Genomic DNA, 17,880 nt, shown 5'->3' with positions numbered 1-17,880 from the left:
TCGTATGTCTGGTCGGGTCAGACCGGTGGAATATTCGCCAGGCCCAGATCGAGGTCGGCTACCGCGACGCGTTTGGTCACTGCCTTGCGGCACTTCATGAGCATCCGCGGGTCGTCCACGACCAAAGCTCCGGTCACGACACCGGCCTCGTCCGCATATACTGCGACGAGCCCGGACTCGACCGTGCCGTGTGAGATGGCCGCGGTCCCGTCACCCGGGCGGCCGACGATCTGGATCCGGTGGCCGTACTGGTCGGACCAGACGTACGGCACCTGCGCTTGCGGGACAGACGTACCCATCACGTCGGCTGCGATGATCCCGGCATGCTCATTGGCATTGGTCCAGTGTTCAATCCGCAGATCCGAGCCGTAGAAGCCGTGCGTCCAGCGGGCGACGTCACCGGCCGCGAAGATCCGATCGGTACCAAGGACGTGCAACGACGCGTCGCACTCCAGGCCGTTGGTGATCGGCAGGCCGGACGACACCAACCACTCGGTGGCAGGAGTCGCCCCGATACCCACGACCACCAGATCGGCGGGCAGAACCCGACCGTCCTCGAGAGCCACACCCGAGACATGACCCTCGCCGACGAAGTGGGAGAACTGCGCACCCGTGTGGACGGTGACACCATTGACCTCGTGCAAGCGTGCGAGCTCGGCACCTACTTCAGCTCCGAGGACATGGGTTAGTGGGACCTGCTGAGTCTCAATAATCGTCACACGAGTGCTGTATGCCCTTGCCGCCGAAGCGAACTCGGCACCGATGAATCCCGCACCGATGACGACGACGTCCTGCGCGCTCGTTAGGCCTGCCCGCAGTGCGACGGCGTCCTCAGCGTTACGCAACGTGTGGATCCCGGTGAGTGCATCCGCTCCTGGCAGTGTTCGCGGGGTGACGCCGGTTGCGATCACCAGGTCATCGAAGGGGAATGTCGTGCCGTTATCAGTAGTGACGACGCGTGCATCGGCGTCGAGCGCGACAGCGCGAGTTCCGAGATGCATCTGGATGTCGAGTGCCTCCAACTCGGCCTCAGACAACAGCGGAACGGGCTGGTCGGTGCCGTCGGGGAGCAGCATCTCCTTAGACAGCGGAGGTTTGTCGTAGGGCTGGTGAACCTCTTCGCCCACGACTGTGATGGCGTCTTTGTAACCCTGCATGCGGAGGGCCTGCGCCGTGCGGATTCCCGCCACGGACGCGCCGATTATCAAGATGGACACGGCGCCAGTGTCATCGGGGTCATGGGGTCGGGCAATGAGGCATACCGCTGGCTGGAACCGGGGCGGGCACGTTTCGCCCGTTGGAACATCGTCTGGGTCTCTGAGCGCACGCCACCCCAAACTGTGCGGGCGCATCATCGGTGCGCGATCGAAGTCACCGCCAACCATGGAGCACACCATCGTGAACGAGTTCGATGTCGTCGTCGTCGGAGCAGGACCAGTCGGGTTCACCTTGGCCATCGACCTGGGCAGGCGCGGTGTCCGAACGCTGCTGGTCGAGAAGGATCCGACAACCAAGGAGTGGCCCAAGATGGACCGCTCCAACGCGCGCACGATGGAGTTCTACCGACGTCTCGGTATCGCCGACAAGGTCCGCGCGGCAGGCTACCCTGCCGACGGCTCGATGGATGTCTTCATCGTGACTCGGTTGTCGGACCCGCCCCTGGTCAAGCTCAAGTACCCGAGCGTCGCCGAGCACCGCGCGACGATCGCGGCGACGACCGACGCCTCCGAACCGCTCGAGCCGTACCAACTCGTCGCCCAAAACGACCTCGAACCTGTGCTCAAGCAGGTCGCCGAGTCCACCCCGAACGTCACGGTGCGCTTCGGCTGCAACCTCGTGGACTTCGCACAGGACAACGACGGTGTGACCGTGACCCTCGAAGACCCCGAGGGGACAAGAAAGACGGTTCGCGCGGGGTACCTCGCCGGCTGCGACGGCGGCACCAGCACAGTCCGCAAGAAGCTCGGAATCAAACTTGAGGGGCAGGGAAGCATCCGCCAGCTGCGTCAGGTTACGTTCCACTCCGACGAGCTCTACGACAAGATCCCGATCGGCAAGGGACGCCACTACTACGTCGCCGACGCCGAGGGCAGCGCCTTCGTCGTACAGGGCAGCCGCAAGGACTTCACCCTCAACATCGGGATCGACGAGGACGCAGACCTCACGCAGGCCGTGCGCGACCGTGTGGGCTTCGACTTCGACTTCACGGTTCGTAACTCGACGAGCTGGAAGCTGCACCTCCTGCTGGCCGAGCGATACCGCGACGGACGCGTGCTACTTGCTGGCGATGCGGTCCATCTGGTGATCCCCACCGGCGGCCTCGGCATGAACACCGGCGTCGGTGACGCGATCGACCTGGCCTGGAAGTTGGCCGGGACGGTCCAGGGTTGGGGCGGACCGGGTCTGCTCGACAGCTACGAGACCGAACGACGCAAGGTCGGCGCCCGCAACGTCAAGGCCTCAGGATGGGCCGCCCAGGGCATGGGCCTGTGGCGTGAGCTCGTGACGCCTGAGATCACCGAGGACACGCCCGCCGGCGCGGCACTGCGGGCCGAGGTCGGTGCCGCGGCGAACGTCCACCACCGTCGCGTCCACGAGATGATCGGCGTCGAATGGGGCTACAGCTATGCCGGCTCGGATTTGATCGCCCACGAGGACGACAACATCACCGACTGGGACACCACGACCTACACTGCGCACACGCGTCCGGGGGTTCGTATCCCGCACATCTGGCTCCAGGACGGCCGTGCCATGCAGGACGCCCTGGGCCAGGATTACACGTTCATCGACCTGACCGGCTCGTCCGACACGAGAGCCGTCGAAGCGGAGTTCGCTAGGCTGGGTGCACCTCTGGAGATCCTGCGGATCGACGACGCGAACGTCCGTGCGGCCTACGAGTGCCCGCTTTTGCTGGTGCGGCCCGACCTGCACGTGTTCTGGCGCGGTGAGATCCTGCCCGATGACGTCGACCGCTGGGCCGAGCAGGCGGTTGGCCACCTCACGCAGGCCGAGCGCGATGCCAAGGCGCGAGAGGATGTCGCCTCCAGCGGCAGCTAAGCCGGGCAACACCCGCGGGTGTTGCCCGGCGTGGGCCTGCCACGTCAGGAGACGACGAAAACTTGACTCCCGTCGATCTCGACCAGATAGGTCGCAAGCGCTATGGTCGCCGGCAGACATAACGGCTTGCCGCTGGCCAGTTCGAAACGCGCCATATGCAGCGGGCAGACGAGCTCACTGCCCTCAATCTCGCCCTCACTGCCGAGTGACCACTTCTCGTGGGTGCAACTGTCCGCCGTTGCGAAGAACGTCCCGTCCTCGGCCCGATGCAGGGCGATCTCGCCACCATCGAGGGTCATAGACTCGCCCGGCATGAGATCATCTACGGCGCAGGCTAACTGGCGCTTCATTGTCTGCGTGTCTTCCATCGGGTGTCGACCTCCTCGTCATCGGCCGGAAATTCTCTCGGCAGACGCTCAGTCTGGTTCGGTACCCGGAAACCCGACAGGGATCGTTTCACTCGGCGGAAACGTCACGAGTAAGCAGCACCCTCAGCCCGGTGACCAGCGCGATCGGCTGATCGAGCATGACGTGGTGCTCCGCAGCGGGGATATCGATGACCCGGGCCCTGCCCCCCAGCCGCTCAACGATCATCTCGCCCATCGCGGCATCCACCAGCCCCCGCTCCGGCCGGAGCAGCGCGACACGGCATTGAAGCCGAGACAGCTCACCGGGACGCAGCGGCTCGTGGGCGAAGATCGCGGGATCGAACTTCCACGCCCAGCCACCGTCGACCTGTCGGACGGAGTGCTCGGCGATATGGTCGAAAATGTACGGCTCGGTGTCCTGTTCAGGGATAACCCGGAACCTCGCCACGACCTCCTCACGCGTCGCGAAGACTTTCTGTGGCCCGAACGCGACCTTGTCTCGTGCCGCAGCCTCCTCCGGTGTGGCCTCGTGGATCGGTGTGTCGATGATGATCGCGCCCGCGAGGTCGGTGCCATGCCACGTCGCGGCGGCGAGGGTCACCATGCCACCCATGCTGTGCCCGATCACGACGGGCGGTGCATCGAAGGAGTCTCGGGTGACGGCCATCACCTCGCCCGCCCATGCCTCAAGCGAGTATGTTTCCCTGCGATCACTGTCGCCATGGCCGCTCAGGTCCAGCGCGACGACGCGGTGTGTGGTCGCGAGCATCGGCGCGATGTGGTCCCACCAGCGGGCGTGCGCCGCGCCGCCGTGCACCAGCACCACGCCTGGCGCCCCGCGCTCACCCCAGGATCGACAGGTCACCGTGATGCCGCCGACGTCGAGCGCGTGGACGACGGCGTGCTGCGCCAGAACCCGCTGAAACCATGCTGGAATGACTGCCACCGGAGCAACCGGGCTGGGAGAGAACATAAGCAAGGACTAACAGGTCGGCCGCCCTGTGATGCAGCTCGGTTTCGCCCTCCGGAACATTCGGTGTCGAAAATCCTTGACTGCGAGCAGCATCGGCGGCAGTGACGCACGCCATTCCATCAGATCCGTCCCGATCAGGAGTGAACCGATGAGCAACCACGAGTCGCAGCCCGCCACATTCGACGTCATCGTCGTCGGAGCCGGCCTGGCGGGGAACACAGCGGCACTGTCCGCCGCCGAGAGCGGCGCCACGGTTCTGCTACTAGAGAAAGGCGTGCAGTACGGTGGCTCGTCGGTGAAGGCTGGCGGCGGGATGCTGTTCGCCGGCACCGGCCTCCAGGCAGCCGCCGGCGTCGAGGATGACAACGAGCAGTTGCGCTCGTCGATCTTTACCGCCGGGCGGGGTAAGAACGATCCGGCGCCCGTCCAGGTTTACCTCGATCACCAGCTCGACACCTTCGAGTTCATGCGTGGCCACGGCGTCGACTTCACTTTGACGATAACCGGCACCGACGCGGTCTCACGCATGCATGCGGCCCCTCAGGGCCACGCGACCAAGGTCATGCACGAGAAGTTCATGGCGCTCGACCACACCTACTACTGGTCTTCCAGCTCTGCTCGACGGCTCGTCCAGGACGCGGAAGGACGCATAACCGGCGTCGTCCTCGACCGTGCCGAGCAGGAGGTTGTGGTGCACGCCTCCGCTGTGATCCTGACGAGCGGCGGGTTCGCCCGCAGCCGCGAACTGCTCGAGACCTTCGCCCCTCAGTGGGCCGAAGCGACGAAGATGGGCGGGGTAGACAATACGGGTGACGGGCTGCGGATGGCATGGGCCGTCGGCGCCGACCTCGCTGACATGGGGTACGTCGAAGCTTCCTTCGGCGCGTCGATCAAGAACTACCCAGACCTGTCGGAGGACCCCCACAACGAGCCTCGCCTGCTGTACCCCAACTCCCAGGGCGCCATCATCGTCAATCGCGACGGCAAGCGTTTCGTCGACGAGAACCTCAATTACAAGATCATCAGTTCGATCTGCGTGCAGCAGCCCGAGGGAATCGGCTTCCAAGTGTTTGACGACTCGATGATGAACCGCTCCCAGGTCGCACCGACGCCAGCGGACTTCAAGTCCGCTCTGGCCGACGGATATGTCATCGCCGCCGACACAGTCGAGGAACTCGCCGAGAAGCTGCAGATCGAGCCGTCCAAGTTGCGCGCCACGATCGATGCCTACAACGGCTTCGTCGACGAGGGCGTCGATCCCGAGTTCGGCCGATTGCTGAGCGACTACGGCAGCGCTCAAGGCGGCCACCTCGACACAGCGCCCTACTACGCGTTCCCCTGCCGCTCGGGTCTGACCACGACCTATTGCGGAGTCCGGGTCGACGAGCAACTGAACGTCGTCGACGTGTTCGGCGAGCCGATCCCGGGGCTCTTCGCTGCCGGCGAGGTAGTCGGCGGCTTCCACGGCGCTACCTATCTCAGCGGCACCGGGCTCGGCAAGGCCGGTGTCTTCGGCCGAGCCGCGGGCTTGTACAGCGTCGCCCAACTCCCCCGCTCCTAACGCCTGATGCCATACCACCGCCGACCACGATGTAAGGACGAAAGAGACCATGACCGAGCTCAAACCAGACTTTCACGAGGTCCTCGCCAGAACCGAAGGCCCCAAGGCAACCCTCGACGTGTTCCGCCGCTGGAACGAAGCCATCGACGCGCAGGATCTTGAGGCTGTCCGTAGCTGCATGACCGACGACATCCTGGTTGAGATCCCGTTCAGCGAGTCGGGGCAGGTCGAGAAGGGCAAGTTCCGCTCTTACTCCGGCATCGACGCGGCGACCGAATTCTGGGCCGTCGCGTTCAACGCCGAGGGCGAGAGCGCCGGGCCCTGCAACTGCGAGATCACACTGTCTGCGGACGGCATGACGGTATTTCTCGAGACGTACGGCAAGCTGACGATGGCCACCGGCCGTGACTACCGCAACCGCTACATCATGAAGATGGTTACCGAGAACGGCCTGATCAAGCACGTTCGCGAGTACTACAATCCGATCCAGTCCGCGTACGCGTTCGGCCGCCCGATCGCCGGTCACATTACCGTCGAATCCCTCTCCGCATGAGCACCGCCGAGCATCGTTTCGACGGTCAGGTCGCCTTAATCACCGGGTCGGGAGCAGGACTGGGACTGGCCCACGCGCGACTGCTGGCCGAGCGGGGCGCCAAGGTCGTGATCAATGACATCAGCAGCACCGACGACGGCCGATCGCTGGCCGAAATCGTCTCCGAACAGCTGCGCGACGAGGGTTTGACGGCCGTCTCGGCCCCTGGAAACGTCGGTGCCGAAGCCGAGTCGATCGGTCTCGTCCGGCAGACCGTCGACGCCTTCGGACGCATCGACATCCTGGTCAACAACGCCGGAGCCGGCGGGACCGGTACCGCCCAGGAAGTCTCGACAGAGAGCTTTGTTGAGACTCTGAACGTCCATCTGCTCGGAACATTCTGGACAATGCGGGAGGCCCTGCGGCACATGCGTGGTCAGGGATATGGCCGGATCGTAAACACGACGTCGGCTCTCGGCGTGTTCGGCGCGCCCGGATCGGCGCCCTACGTGACCGCCAAGGCCGGCGTCGTCGGGCTCACGAAGGCCGCCTCGCTGGACAACCGCGACCTCGACATCCGGATCAACGCGCTGGCGCCTGTTGCGGCGACCGGATACGCCAAGGCGTATTTCGAGAAAAAACCCGATCTCGACGTGCGGTACCTACAAGCGTCGATCGTCTCCCCAGTAATGGCCTATCTGTCCCACGCATCGTGTGAACTCACCGGCCAGACACTGGCCGCCGGCGGAGGACGCGCAGCCCTGCTGTTCAGCGCCGCGGTACCTGGACTGTCGAGTCGGACGCTCTCGATCGAGGAGGTCGTGGCCGGACTCGACCAGGTCACCGCCACCGAGGGGTTCCGCATCCTCGACAGCTCGGTTGAACAGTACGATCTGCTTCCCCGCTTCGGTGACTGAAGGCGACTCCCGTGCCGAGAATAACTTTCTCGGCACGGGAGTCATCGATGGCGGCGGAGCGGGTGAACGTCGAGACTCAGGAGTCTGGACCAACCCGCACCATCAACTTGCCGACGTTGCCTCCGCTCAGCAAGTCGACCAGCGCGGACGGGGCCGACTGCAGGCCCTCCCGGACGTCCTCGAGAACCTTCACATCGCCGGCGGAAACCCAGGCCTCGAGGTCGGAGAGTGCGGCGGGAAACGACTCCGCGAAGTCGAAGACAATGAAGCCCTGCATCGCGAGTCTCTTCGTCACGAGCACGGTGGGAACATTCGCTGGACCTGGAGATCCAGCCGGACCGTCGTACTGAGATACCGCACCACAGCACACGACTCGACCGTGCAGGTTCATATTGTGCAGGGCAGCCTCCAAGATACGACCGCCGACGCTGTCGAAGTAGACGTCTATCCCACCTCCGCACTCTTCGGCCAAGTCCTTCTCGAAGGACGCGCTTCGATGGTTCACCGTGGCATCGAATCCCAGCTCGGCTTCAAGCAAACGATTCTTTGCGTCGCTTCCTGTGATACCCACGACCCTTGCTCCCGCTCGCCGTGCGATCTGGCCCGCCACCGATCCAGTGGCTCCGGCGGCAGCGGACACGACCACTGTCTCGCCACGGCGTGGCGTGCCTAGCCCGTGCATCCCGAAGTAGGCTGTCAGTCCGGTGGCACCGAAGACGGACATGTGGTGCGTCAGTGGTCCCCGCACATCGACTCGCTGAACCGACGCTGCCGACAGTAGAGAGTACGTCTGCCACGCTCCCTCACAGGACACGATCGTGCCCGGTGTAATTCCCGTGCCGTTCTCCGCCACGACCTCGGCCAAGGTGTACCCACTCATCGGTTCGCCAGCCCGCAGTTCGTCCCGATAGGTCGACTGCTGCATCCACGCGCGGCTCCCTGGGCTGATCGAAAGTAGAATCGTCCTGCACAGAACCTCACCCGGACCCGGCTCGCCCGGCGGAGGAAGAGTTATCTCACGGAAGTGTCCGACGTTAAGCTTCCCCCGTGGCCGGTCGGTGAGAAGAATCGCGCGGTGTGAATCAGTCATATGTCTCATCCCTAATGTGCAGCGCGGTGGGTGTCAGACCCATGGGCCCGGCCAGTAGCTCAGTGATCCGGCGGATGATCGTCCGCCGGATCACTCTGCGATGACGCTCGACTAGCCCGTCGTCTGCCCTTCGAACCGACTAGCCCGTCGTCATCTGCCCTTCGAAGTCATACAACTTGACGTTCTCGAACAACTTGGTATCCGAGTGGTAAGCAGTCAGATAAGACGCCTCGATCGCAACCTGGTCATCGAGGCCGTCAAGCTTGAACCGCACACCCGGCATGAGGAGGGTGGGTTGGAAGTCCAAGGTCGTGTACGCCGACATCATTCCAAGCCTGCTCAGGCCCAGCGGCGACTTCGCCGCAACCTTGGCCGCTTCGAAGAAGGGCTGCGGGTAGAGAAAGCCACCCAGCGTCGTCGTTGTGATCGGTGTATTGGGCGAGGCCTTCTTGATGGACTCAATGGCAGCGACGACGACCGGGTCGTTGACGAACTCACCTCGGGTAGCGTCCTTCACATACGTCGTGACGTGCCAACCGTCGGCTGCCGCACCGGCGACGTCGAACGTCGTGCTCGCGCATACCGACGTCATGTAACGATCCGCCTCCCAACCCTGATTGGCGACCTCCTGCATCGTCGACGCACATTGAGCAGCCGTTGGAACTGCGATCAGCACGTTGGCCCCTGTAGAGCGCAGCGTCGTGATCTGCGAGGAGGGTGACCCGGTCTCGGTAGCTTCGATGGTCTCGGTCTTGATGATCTTGCTCTTGCCGGCGTACTTTTCGAGATCGCTCAGATAATCTTTGCCCGACTCGTTGTTGGCATACAGCACTGCGACATTCGTACCGTTGGGATGGTTTTCGTTAATGCTGGCCATAATGATCCGCGCGTCGAGTGCAGACGGCTGGGTGAACGCCGACGTCCACGGATACTCGGTGGGATTGTTGGCGGATTTGCCGCCCGAGACCCCAGGCAACAGCGGCACACACTCCCCGCCGAGGACTCCCCGAACCGCCGCGACCTGAGCCGTGCCGATGACGCCGGTCATCATGTCAACACCGTCCTTGTCCAGCAACGTCTGCGTCGCGGTCAGTGCTTTGTCGGGTGTGAATGCGTCATCGCTCTGGACCAGCTCGAATGTCGCGCCGAGACCCGAGGTCTCATTGAATTGACGAAACGCCTCCTTCATAGCCGGCCCGATAACTCCCAAGGCGGGTGCAACCGGTCCCGTCTGCGGGATCGTGTTCCCGACCTTGACCGTCGCGCCGAATGGCTTGGTCGCGTCGGTTGGGCAGGAGGCTAGGTCGATACCGAGTGCCTCCGCTGCCGAATTCGCCTCGCTGGATACGTCCGTGACGCCTTCGCTGCCGCTGCTCGGTGAACTACAGGCTGTGACCAGGAAGGCAAGAGCCATCACTGCTCCCGCCAAGTGTTTGTGATGTGTGAACATGTTGTGCTCCTTCGAAGACTGGTCCGGGAACGGACCGGGAGGTTGCCAGGTTGACCATGTGGTCCTGTCAGCAGTGCGCCCTCATCAAGCGCACTGAGCGAATGGGTCCCGCGACGTGCACCTGCGGTGCCCCGAGAAATCTGTGTGGTCAGACGCGGTCCGTCATGGCCGACGCACGCCCGACATCTCTTCCGAATCAGCCAGCACTGCGTCTGGATCGAAGACCCCAGCGTCCCCCATTCGACCGTTCTCGCTGAGGTTCACGCTGGACGCGGGCTGTGACGGCTCAACTACAAGGAACCTTGCGCCTAGCCTCTTGAGACCGCCGATGACGCCATCACGGAGAGTGAAGACCATGACGATGATGAGGACACCGAAGACCACACCGGCAGCGGGGCCCTCGGTGATCTCGCCCGTCCACAGCGGCAGGAAGTAGATCGCGAAGCCGCCGATGATCGGTCCCCAATAGCTCGCGCGACCACCCAGGACCATCGCGACGAGGAGGTAGATCGTGAACAGCAGCGAAAAGCTGTCGGGGGTTAGAATGCCGGTATCGACCGCGAAGATCCCGCCGGCGAGTCCGGCGATCGCAGCCGAGATCCCGAACAGCACTGTCCTCACAACTGTGCGGTCGACACCCATGACGATCGCGGCCGACTCGTTGTCGCGAAGGGCCACGATGGCGCGCCCAGTCCGCCCCCGCATGATGTTCCAGACAGCCAGGCACGCCAGCAGCAAAGCGACGACTGCCACGTAGTAGAGCCAGATCACCTGACCGGAGCGACCGGAGAAGTAGGCGATGTCCGGAGCTTCGAACTTAATGCCGAACAAGCCGGCAGAGCCTCCGGTCAGTGACTCGAACCGGCGTACGAGACTCGGGAAGATCACGCCGATGGCCAGCGTTACCAGTGCGAGGTACATGCCCTTGAGCCGCAGAGCCGGCAGCCCGACCAGGACACCCACGATGAAACACACCAGCATGCCCATTACGAAGGCCAGGGGGGCCGACCAACCGTAGTCGGTCACCAGGATGCCGGTCGTGTAGGCGCCGAATCCGAAGAAAGCCGCGTGCCCCAGCGATATCTGCCCGCCGAATCCTGACAGCAGGTTAAGGCCGACGGCGGCGATCGCCAGAATGAGTGCACCGGTGATCTGGTCGAGCCGGTAGGGCGCAACGACGTACGGCAGCGCGAGGATGACGACGACGACGAGGATGATGCGACCGAGGGTGAGCCCGCGGTGTGCGGCCGTGCCTTCGTGAACGGTAATCGGAAGTGCCATCAGACTCTCTCCACTCGCTTGGACCCGAAAAGCCCGGACGGTTTGACCATGAGGACCCCGAGCAGCAGCACGAGTGCCACGGCCAGTTTGAGGTCCGAGCCGATGAAGGACACGTAGCCACCCGCGAGACTTTCGAGCACGCCGATGATCAGCCCGGCCAGGACCGCGCCACCCGGAGAATCGAAGCCACCGAGAGTGGCCGCTGCGGAGGCGTAGATCAGGAAGTTGAACATCATGAACGTCGTCAGTGTCGTGCTGGGCGCCACGAGCGGACCCAACAGTCCACCGACGGCGGCAGCCATGATCCAGCCCAACGCGTTGATCCGGTTGACCCGGATGCCCAGCAGCTTCGCGGATTCGGGGTTGCTGGTCGCTGTGCGCATCGCCAGGCCCAGCTTGGTGTACTTGAACAACGCGAGGATGCCTGCAAGAACGAGTCCCAACAGCACCATCATCAAGAGCTGCTGATAACGCAGCCGCGCGCCGAAGATAGAGAGGTAGTCGTCGGGGCCGGAAGGCAGCAGGCTGGGGAAGGCCAGCGGCTCGCCTCCCCAGATCAATCCCGCGGCTGCGTTGAGTGCCAGGAAGATTCCGATTCCGACCAGCAGAATCGAGTAGTCGGCGTCGTCGCCCAGCGGCCGCACGAGTACTCGCTCGATCAGTCCGCCACCGATCGCACCTGCTGCGACGGCCAGGAGGATCGCGAACACGACCGGGACACCTATCTGGGTGAAAGCGAATGCGATGAAGGCGCTGAACATCGCCATCTCCCCCTGGGCGAGGTTGAGGTGCTTGGTGCTGCGGTAGACGCATACCAGCGCGAGAGCGAGGAAGGCGTAGATCACACCGTTGTTGAGCCCGTCGATGATGCGGGCGATTAAGAGGTCCATGAGTCAGTTCTCCTAGTACCCGAGATATGCGGCGCGGATGGCGTCGTCACCGGCGAGTTCGGATGCCGGTCGAGATGAGGCGATCGTGCCTACCTCGATCAGGTAGCCGCGGTCGGCGATGCCGAGCGCCATGGTGGCGTTCTGCTCGACGAGCAGGATGGACATGCTCATCTCCTTGCTGATCTGCGACAGCGAGACGAAAAGTTCCTGTGTGAGCTTGGGCGAGAGGCCCAGGCTCGGCTCGTCGCACAGCAACAGTTGAGGACGGCTCATCATGGCGCGAGAGACCGCGAGCATCTGCTGCTCGCCACCTGACAACAGGCCGGCCTTTTGCTTGCGCCGCTCCGCCAGGCGCGGGTAGGTGTCGAACCACCGCGCGATGTCGTCGGTGATCCCCTTCTTGTCTGAGCGCACGTGCGCTCCGGCCCGAAGGTTTTCCTCCACTGTGAGGTCTGCGATCGTGCCACGTCCCTGCGGGACCTGCGCTAGTCCAAGTCGCACGATCGCGTCGGGCGATGCTGTGGAGATTTCGTTTCCGTCTAACGTCACCCGCCCACGTCGTTGGATCATGCCGGAGATGGCGCGCATGGTCGTCGTCTTGCCTGCGCCGTTGGCTCCGAGAATGACGACGACCTCCTCCTTCTCGACGGTCAGGTTGATCCCGTGCAGGACATCGGCGGCACCGTAGTTGGCGTAAAGGTCCTCGACTTCGAGAAGACTCATGCGGCGGGTGCTCCTAAGTAGGCCGAGATGACCTCGGGGTGTGAACGGACCTCCGTGGGTGTGCCATCGGTGATCTTCTTGCCGAAGTTCATTGCGACGACCAGATCGGAAATTCCCATGACCATCGCCATATGGTGCTCGACCAGCAGGATCGAGAGATCGAACTCGTCGCGGACGCGCGTGATCGTGCTGGACAGCTCGTCCACTTCACTGTGGGTCAGTCCACCGGCGGGCTCGTCGAGCAGCAGCAGCTTGGGTTTGGCGGCGAGCGCCCGTGCCAGCTCGAGCCGCTTGAGGGTGCCGAAAGGCTGGTCGGCAGCAGGTAGGAAAGCGAGATCCGCTAGACCGAGGACCTCAAGTAACTCGAACGCCTCGCTCCGGAGCTGCTTCTCCGCCTTCGCCTGACCGAAGCGGAGCAGAGACCGCACATAGCCTCCCCTGCCACGGGAATAGGCGCCGGCCATCGTGTTCTCAAGGAATGTCAGCGACGGAAACAGGCCGAGGTTTTGGAAGGTGCGCGCGACGCCGTGACCTGCGATCTTGTGAGCCGGCACGGCGAGGAGCTCCTCACCATCCATTTTGATGCTGCCCGAACTCGGCTGGTAGATCCGGCTGACACAGTTGAACAGCGTGGTCTTGCCGGCGCCGTTGGGTCCGATCAGGCCGCAGATCTGGCCGCTGCCGATCGTGAACGAGAGGCCGTCGAGGGCCTTGATCCCGCCGAAGTGCATCGAGACGTCGTCGACGACGAGTTCACTCATGGCGTTCTCCTCGTAGCGGTGGCCAGGGACTGCTTCATGTGGTCTCCCGTGGTTCGTGTGGCATAGTGCGCGGCGCTTAGGTAAGCGAAGGCACTCTGGCCATCCACCTAGCGTCAGTGTGATGTGGGTTACAGAGAGGTGTCACAAACGGTTCCACCGGATGGAACAGGACACCGCGGGGACTGTTTTTGCTACTGCGCCCGACGCGGAGCGGCCATCACAGGACGGCGCTTCATCGGAACTCCCCGGCATGCCGGTGGCTGCCGGACAAGGAGTCGACCGTGTGATCGCCTGAAGCCTCCCTTGAGACTTCCGTGACGCAAAGCACTAATTCCGACATGTGGAACGGTCGGGCATCGCAACCATGCGCCGCATATCACGCTCCGTCGATGTTTCGCACCGTGGAACGCCTACCGCCGATCTCTCCCGCGATCGGGCAGCATATTCCCAATGAGAGCTATGCGTATGATCGCCGCCGGACGACCCATGGAGTTGCGGGACATTCCGCTGCCGCACGCAGCGCCTGGCTGGGTCGTGTTGCGCGTCGAAGCCGCTGGCCTGTGCCACTCCGACTTGCATATTCTCGACGGCTCGCTGACCCACACAATGTCCACAGAAGAGGGTGAACTGCTCACCACCACCGCCCCGATCACGCTCGGTCACGAGATCGCCGGGACGATCTTCGAACTCGGTGACGGGGTCCCCTCCCGATTCGCGGTAGGCGACCGGGTCATCTCCGGCGGACCGATGATCCCTCGCGCTGCGCCGGGCCTGACGATCGACGGCGGATTCGCCGAGTACGTCACGGTGCCACACGAGAAGCTGCAATTTATCCCCGATGGTGTCGGCTTCGACGAGGCCGCAGTCTCGACCGACTCGATCGCCACTTCCTACTCGGCTGTCCGAACCACCGCCGGCGTCAGCGCCGGAGAAACCGTCGCGATCATCGGACTGGGAGGTCTCGGTCTCAACGGTGTGCGGACAGCAGCGTTGCTCGACAGCACTGTCTACGGCGTCGACATCAACCCGTTAACATTCGAGGCAGCACGCGCGGCTGGAGCCACCGACTGCTTCACCGAGGTCGAGGCGTTGCGTGACGTTCGGCCGGATGTACTCGTCGACTTCGCCGGCACCGGATCCACAACAGAGCAAGCCCTGAGTGTCGTGCGTACCGGCGGGCGGGTCGTCGTGGTCGGGATGGCCGCGACCGCCGTGACGGTCGACACGCACCGTCTGATACTGGGCCGCCAGACCCTGCGTGGCTCCTTCGGTCGGACCGCCACGGACATGACGGAAGTCCTCGATCTGCTCGCGCATGGGCAGCTGCGACCCGAGACAACCGTCGTCGACCTGGCCGACCTCAACGAGGCGTACGCCCAACTTGAGCGTGGCAAGGTCGTGGGACGGCTCGTGACCCACCCGTGACGCCGGTCGATCACCGTTCCGTCCTGAGGAATCCGGACCGATTCCAACCGTCACGGCCCTACCTTACGGGCGCCACTCTTCCCCTTAGAGAGCCTGAACCCTGACGTCCGTCCCTCTATGTTCAGCGCGCCTCTGCCACGTTCATCGGCGTGGAAGACGCCTCGATCTGGTACAGCGCAGACTACGGCCCCATCTACATTCGTGCCGGCGCCCACGTCCAGGGCGATGCGGTGTTACATGGCCCATCGAGCCCTCTGACCAGGCGGGGTCACTCACGAGTGCGTCGTCCATGGCGCCGTGATCGAAGCCTGTGTCCTGATCGGCAACGGCTTCACGATTCTGAACTGAGCGCGTATCGGATCGCACTGCCTCGGTCGCTGCCCACTCGATAAGTCCCTACCGGGCGCTGAATTCGCACCCAACTCGCTGATCCGCCATGTCGTCAAGAAGAAATCCCGGGGGCAGTGATCGACGGTAACCCCGGCGTATATGTCGAACTTGCCGCGCGACACCTCGGCGCCATCCTGCATCGATGGAGGCATCCCAAACGGCGATGCCCACCAGTCGCGACTGGTGGGCATCTGTGTCTCTCTTGAACAACTTAGGTAGTGGGCTGCTGCTCCGGGACCCTGCGGGGTGCGGTGTAGCTCGCAGGCGGCGGATTGTGCTGCTCACCGGGCAGGACCTCCCCGGTGATCAGGGCGTTCCAACGCCGCCACCATGCCCGCATCTGCAGCTCGTCGGATCCTACGGGCTGGTCCTCCCCTGCCATGCCTCGCGAAACGTCCGACCATGGCAGCTCCTTAGACGAGGCGAAGGACCGTTGGCAGGTCTCGAGCGCCTCGACATCGTCAGGGGAGGCTAGACCGCCCGGACCCCAGAACGTCAGGAAGTTGTCAAGACGCTGGCGCTTAAGCTCGTCGCCCTCCTCGGGCGGGATGAGCTCCCAGGCCGAGACCTCCATGTAGTCAGGTGCGAGAGGGTCGATCTTGCGGACCACGACGCCCATGACCAAATCGATGATGACCAGGTTGGGGAAGATCACCAGGTTGCGGGACCCGGACATCCGATCGAGCCATTCGTCGCCGTACTTCGCGCGGAACTCTTCGAAGCGCGAGTCCCTCTCGGCAGTACCCTCCTTGGAGAGCGGGCGTCCGAACAGTCCACCTGTCGCGGGTCCGCCTGCGATGACGGCATGTCCGTTGCCCAGATCGAGGCCGACGGACTGCCCCAATTTGGCGCTGTCGATCTCGACCCCCGACGCCATCACCATCTCGAAATAGCGCTGGTGTGTCGAGACCGCATGATAGCCATCGACGCTGTTCTCTACGAGCAGCTTCCAGTTGGCCTTGACCGAGTACTCGTGCGTGCCCTCGAGGACCCGCATACCTTCCTCGGACTGGTCCGCGACCAGATCGATGAAGTCAGTTGCGCCGGCAAGGTATTCGACCAGCGGCTCGACGTCGGGGTTGAAGCTCACGAACACGAACCCGCGATAAGAGTCGACCTTCGCTGGGGCCACTAGGCCAGGGCGCTCGAAGTCCGGACCATACGACGTGTCGCCCGGCATCGAGACGAGTTCACCCCCGGAGCTGAAACTCCAGCCGTGGTAGAAGCACGTCATGAACCGGGCATTGCCCTCAGGTTCGCGGCAGATCATCGCGCCACGGTGCGGGCAAGAGTTGATCCAGACCTGGATCTTGCCCTTGGAATCACGACCGAAGATCAACGGACGACCCGCGACGTTGCGTGTCTTGAAATCGTTTGGCTTCTTTAGCTCGGTCTCGTGACCGATGTAGAGCCAGACTTGGTTGAAGATCTGGTCGCGCTCCTTGGCAAAGACCTCCGGATCGACCATTGCCTGGCGGTTGACCCGAAACCTCGGCATCTCACGATCGTCGTCGATGAACTGCGACATCAGCACACTTCCTTTGCATTCTCGGTGCTCTGAATGCTGCGGAGACCAAATTTCCGCAACATCGATGCTGGTCAACGTGCCTTGTGTCACACGGCACTGGATAGGGGACGTTCCGATTGGCGGAACCCTCCGTGGGAGTCGAATGGACCCGTGTTAGTCACTCATGGCTTCTTTGAGGGACCAGATCTCGGCATACGGCGAGGAGCGCGGCACGACCCGCAGGTTGAACCACTCGATGATGCGCTGCCAGGAGTCAAACATCGCCGCGTGGCCCAAGGCATCAGCCGACTCACGGAAGAAGTCACCGTCCACTCCGGGATAAGTCACAAGCTGTGTGTAGGCCGGCGAAGGATCCGTCAGCCGCTCGGCCAGGAGTCGGACGGCCTCAGCCGGCGCGGCCTCGTCGTCGGCTCCGAACATCCCCAGCCAGGGCGTCGAGACCGGTCGAGCAGCGTGGAGCAGCGCGGGCCGGACGCAGTTGCCGCGGGTCATGCCGACGGGCGAGACACTGATGGCAGCGCCGAGGTCTAGATCTGCAGCTGCACGCAGGGCGATCCGGCCGCCGAAGCCGTAGCCGACTACGCCGATCTGCTCCTCGCGCCAGCCTCGCGCCCCGAGGTGCGCCACGAATGCACGCAAGACCGCCAGTGCACGGTCGTCGCTGAGGAGCTCCGGGTCGATAGCCGTCACATTCGCGGCGAGCGACTCGTAGCCGTGCTCCGCCAGCCTGTTCATCAGCTCGACTGACTGGTCGCCCAGCCCGTCCGGCTCGCACAGCAGGATCACGGCGCCGCGGGGAGTGCCAGGCAGGTTGATCTGCGCGATCTGCCACACACCCCCCACGGCCGTGACGTCGGTATACGTGGGTGTGATCATGGGAACGGCTGTGCTCATCGGCGCTGACCCTCTCGTCTACTGTCCATCGATCGTGTCC

16 protein-coding genes are annotated in these 17,880 nt (G+C 63.7%); 5 read left to right on the top strand and 11 right to left on the bottom strand.

The window, feature by feature from the left end; genetic code table 11:
• Positions 1-17: 17 nt before the first annotated feature.
• Entirely contained in the window at positions 18-1,217 is a 1,200-nt protein-coding gene (locus ABH939_RS29375) for an NAD(P)/FAD-dependent oxidoreductase (protein WP_191908623.1), read from the bottom strand.
• Between the two features lie 181 nt (positions 1,218-1,398).
• Between ABH939_RS29375 and ABH939_RS29370 the strand changes: the two genes are divergently transcribed.
• Entirely contained in the window at positions 1,399-3,057 is a 1,659-nt protein-coding gene (locus ABH939_RS29370) for an FAD-dependent monooxygenase (protein WP_243580660.1), read from the top strand.
• A gap of 44 nt (positions 3,058-3,101) precedes the next feature.
• Here ABH939_RS29370 and ABH939_RS29365 read toward each other — a convergent pair whose 3' ends face one another.
• Both ABH939_RS29365 and ABH939_RS29360 read right to left on the bottom strand, forming a co-directional pair.
• Positions 3,102-3,425 (bottom strand): non-heme iron oxygenase ferredoxin subunit, encoded by a 324-nt coding sequence (locus ABH939_RS29365; RefSeq protein ID WP_054780805.1) that lies wholly within the window; start codon positions 3,423-3,425, stop codon positions 3,102-3,104.
• Between the two features lie 88 nt (positions 3,426-3,513).
• A complete protein-coding gene (locus ABH939_RS29360; RefSeq protein ID WP_243580659.1) occupies positions 3,514-4,371 on the bottom strand; it encodes an alpha/beta fold hydrolase in 858 nt (285 codons plus the stop codon).
• Between the two features lie 175 nt (positions 4,372-4,546).
• Here ABH939_RS29360 and ABH939_RS29355 point away from each other — a divergent pair, with 175 nt between their 5' ends.
• From ABH939_RS29355 to ABH939_RS29345, 3 genes are read left to right on the top strand one after another with little or no spacing between them, the layout of a single operon-like run.
• A complete protein-coding gene (locus tag ABH939_RS29355; RefSeq protein ID WP_191908624.1) occupies positions 4,547-5,959 on the top strand; it encodes an FAD-dependent oxidoreductase in 1,413 nt (470 codons plus the stop codon).
• Positions 5,960-6,008: 49 nt separating this feature from the next.
• Positions 6,009-6,512: a nuclear transport factor 2 family protein gene (locus tag ABH939_RS29350; RefSeq protein WP_151097221.1), complete on the top strand. Its 504-nt coding sequence runs from the start codon at positions 6,009-6,011 to the stop codon at positions 6,510-6,512.
• Positions 6,509-7,408 carry an SDR family NAD(P)-dependent oxidoreductase gene (locus ABH939_RS29345; protein WP_151097223.1) on the top strand — a complete coding sequence of 300 codons (900 nt, stop codon included), beginning with the start codon at positions 6,509-6,511 and terminating at the stop codon, positions 7,406-7,408. The genes ABH939_RS29350 and ABH939_RS29345 overlap by 4 nt, the downstream gene beginning before the upstream one ends.
• Before the next feature lie 76 nt (positions 7,409-7,484).
• On the opposite strand, the gene ABH939_RS29340 is transcribed toward ABH939_RS29345, so the two are convergent.
• The 6 genes from ABH939_RS29340 to ABH939_RS29315 form a co-directional block, all read right to left on the bottom strand.
• Positions 7,485-8,498, bottom strand: a complete 1,014-nt coding sequence (locus tag ABH939_RS29340) for an NADP-dependent oxidoreductase (protein WP_151097225.1) — start codon at positions 8,496-8,498, stop codon at positions 7,485-7,487.
• Positions 8,499-8,637: 139 nt separating this feature from the next.
• Complete coding sequence (locus ABH939_RS29335; RefSeq protein ID WP_151097227.1) at positions 8,638-9,948, bottom strand: ABC transporter substrate-binding protein; 1,311 nt, start codon at positions 9,946-9,948, stop codon at positions 8,638-8,640.
• 162 nt (positions 9,949-10,110) lie between these two features.
• Positions 10,111-11,229 (bottom strand): branched-chain amino acid ABC transporter permease, encoded by a 1,119-nt coding sequence (locus ABH939_RS29330; RefSeq protein WP_151097229.1) that lies wholly within the window; start codon positions 11,227-11,229, stop codon positions 10,111-10,113.
• Entirely contained in the window at positions 11,229-12,119 is an 891-nt protein-coding gene (locus ABH939_RS29325; RefSeq protein ID WP_151097231.1) for a branched-chain amino acid ABC transporter permease, read from the bottom strand. The genes ABH939_RS29330 and ABH939_RS29325 overlap by 1 nt, the downstream gene beginning before the upstream one ends.
• Positions 12,120-12,131: 12 nt before the next feature.
• The gene (locus ABH939_RS29320) at positions 12,132-12,842 is read right to left on the bottom strand and encodes an ABC transporter ATP-binding protein (RefSeq protein WP_151097233.1); all 711 of its coding nucleotides are present in this window, start codon (positions 12,840-12,842) and stop codon (positions 12,132-12,134) included.
• Positions 12,839-13,603, bottom strand: coding sequence for an ABC transporter ATP-binding protein (locus ABH939_RS29315; protein ID WP_151097235.1), 765 nt, complete (start codon positions 13,601-13,603; stop codon positions 12,839-12,841). The genes ABH939_RS29320 and ABH939_RS29315 overlap by 4 nt, the downstream gene beginning before the upstream one ends.
• Before the next feature lie 450 nt (positions 13,604-14,053).
• On the opposite strand from ABH939_RS29315, the gene ABH939_RS29310 reads away from it, so the two are divergent.
• On the top strand, positions 14,054-15,028 hold the full coding sequence (locus ABH939_RS29310; protein WP_054780795.1) for a zinc-binding dehydrogenase: 975 nt from the start codon (positions 14,054-14,056) through the stop codon (positions 15,026-15,028).
• 601 nt (positions 15,029-15,629) lie between these two features.
• On the opposite strand, the gene ABH939_RS29305 is transcribed toward ABH939_RS29310, so the two are convergent.
• Together ABH939_RS29305 and ABH939_RS29300 are read right to left on the bottom strand one after the other, a co-directional pair.
• A complete protein-coding gene (locus ABH939_RS29305; protein WP_151097237.1) occupies positions 15,630-16,946 on the bottom strand; it encodes an aromatic ring-hydroxylating dioxygenase subunit alpha in 1,317 nt (438 codons plus the stop codon).
• Positions 16,947-17,099: 153 nt separating this feature from the next.
• Positions 17,100-17,840, bottom strand: coding sequence for a dienelactone hydrolase family protein (locus ABH939_RS29300; RefSeq protein WP_151097239.1), 741 nt, complete (start codon positions 17,838-17,840; stop codon positions 17,100-17,102).
• Between the last annotated feature and the right edge of the window lie 40 nt (positions 17,841-17,880).

Source organism: Rhodococcus sp. 27YEA6, assembly GCF_044908235.1.
In the GTDB taxonomy this organism is placed as follows: domain Bacteria; phylum Actinomycetota; class Actinomycetes; order Mycobacteriales; family Mycobacteriaceae; genus Rhodococcus_F; species Rhodococcus_F qingshengii.
This window is presented reverse-complemented; position numbering and strand designations above follow the sequence as displayed.

Coding starts and splice junctions, on each gene's coding strand:
- ABH939_RS29365 (WP_054780805.1), bottom strand. CDS start 3,425: ATGGAAGACACGCAGACAATGAAGCGCCAGTTAGCCTGCGCCGTAGAT.
- ABH939_RS29355 (WP_191908624.1), top strand. CDS start 4,547: ATGAGCAACCACGAGTCGCAGCCCGCCACATTCGACGTCATCGTCGTC.
- ABH939_RS29350 (WP_151097221.1), top strand. CDS start 6,009: ATGACCGAGCTCAAACCAGACTTTCACGAGGTCCTCGCCAGAACCGAA.
- ABH939_RS29345 (WP_151097223.1), top strand. CDS start 6,509: ATGAGCACCGCCGAGCATCGTTTCGACGGTCAGGTCGCCTTAATCACC.
- ABH939_RS29340 (WP_151097225.1), bottom strand. CDS start 8,498: ATGACTGATTCACACCGCGCGATTCTTCTCACCGACCGGCCACGGGGG.
- ABH939_RS29335 (WP_151097227.1), bottom strand. CDS start 9,948: ATGTTCACACATCACAAACACTTGGCGGGAGCAGTGATGGCTCTTGCC.
- ABH939_RS29330 (WP_151097229.1), bottom strand. CDS start 11,229: ATGGCACTTCCGATTACCGTTCACGAAGGCACGGCCGCACACCGCGGG.
- ABH939_RS29325 (WP_151097231.1), bottom strand. CDS start 12,119: ATGGACCTCTTAATCGCCCGCATCATCGACGGGCTCAACAACGGTGTG.
- ABH939_RS29320 (WP_151097233.1), bottom strand. CDS start 12,842: ATGAGTCTTCTCGAAGTCGAGGACCTTTACGCCAACTACGGTGCCGCC.
- ABH939_RS29315 (WP_151097235.1), bottom strand. CDS start 13,603: ATGAGTGAACTCGTCGTCGACGACGTCTCGATGCACTTCGGCGGGATC.
- ABH939_RS29310 (WP_054780795.1), top strand. CDS start 14,054: ATGAGAGCTATGCGTATGATCGCCGCCGGACGACCCATGGAGTTGCGG.
- ABH939_RS29305 (WP_151097237.1), bottom strand. CDS start 16,946: ATGTCGCAGTTCATCGACGACGATCGTGAGATGCCGAGGTTTCGGGTC.
- ABH939_RS29300 (WP_151097239.1), bottom strand. CDS start 17,840: ATGAGCACAGCCGTTCCCATGATCACACCCACGTATACCGACGTCACG.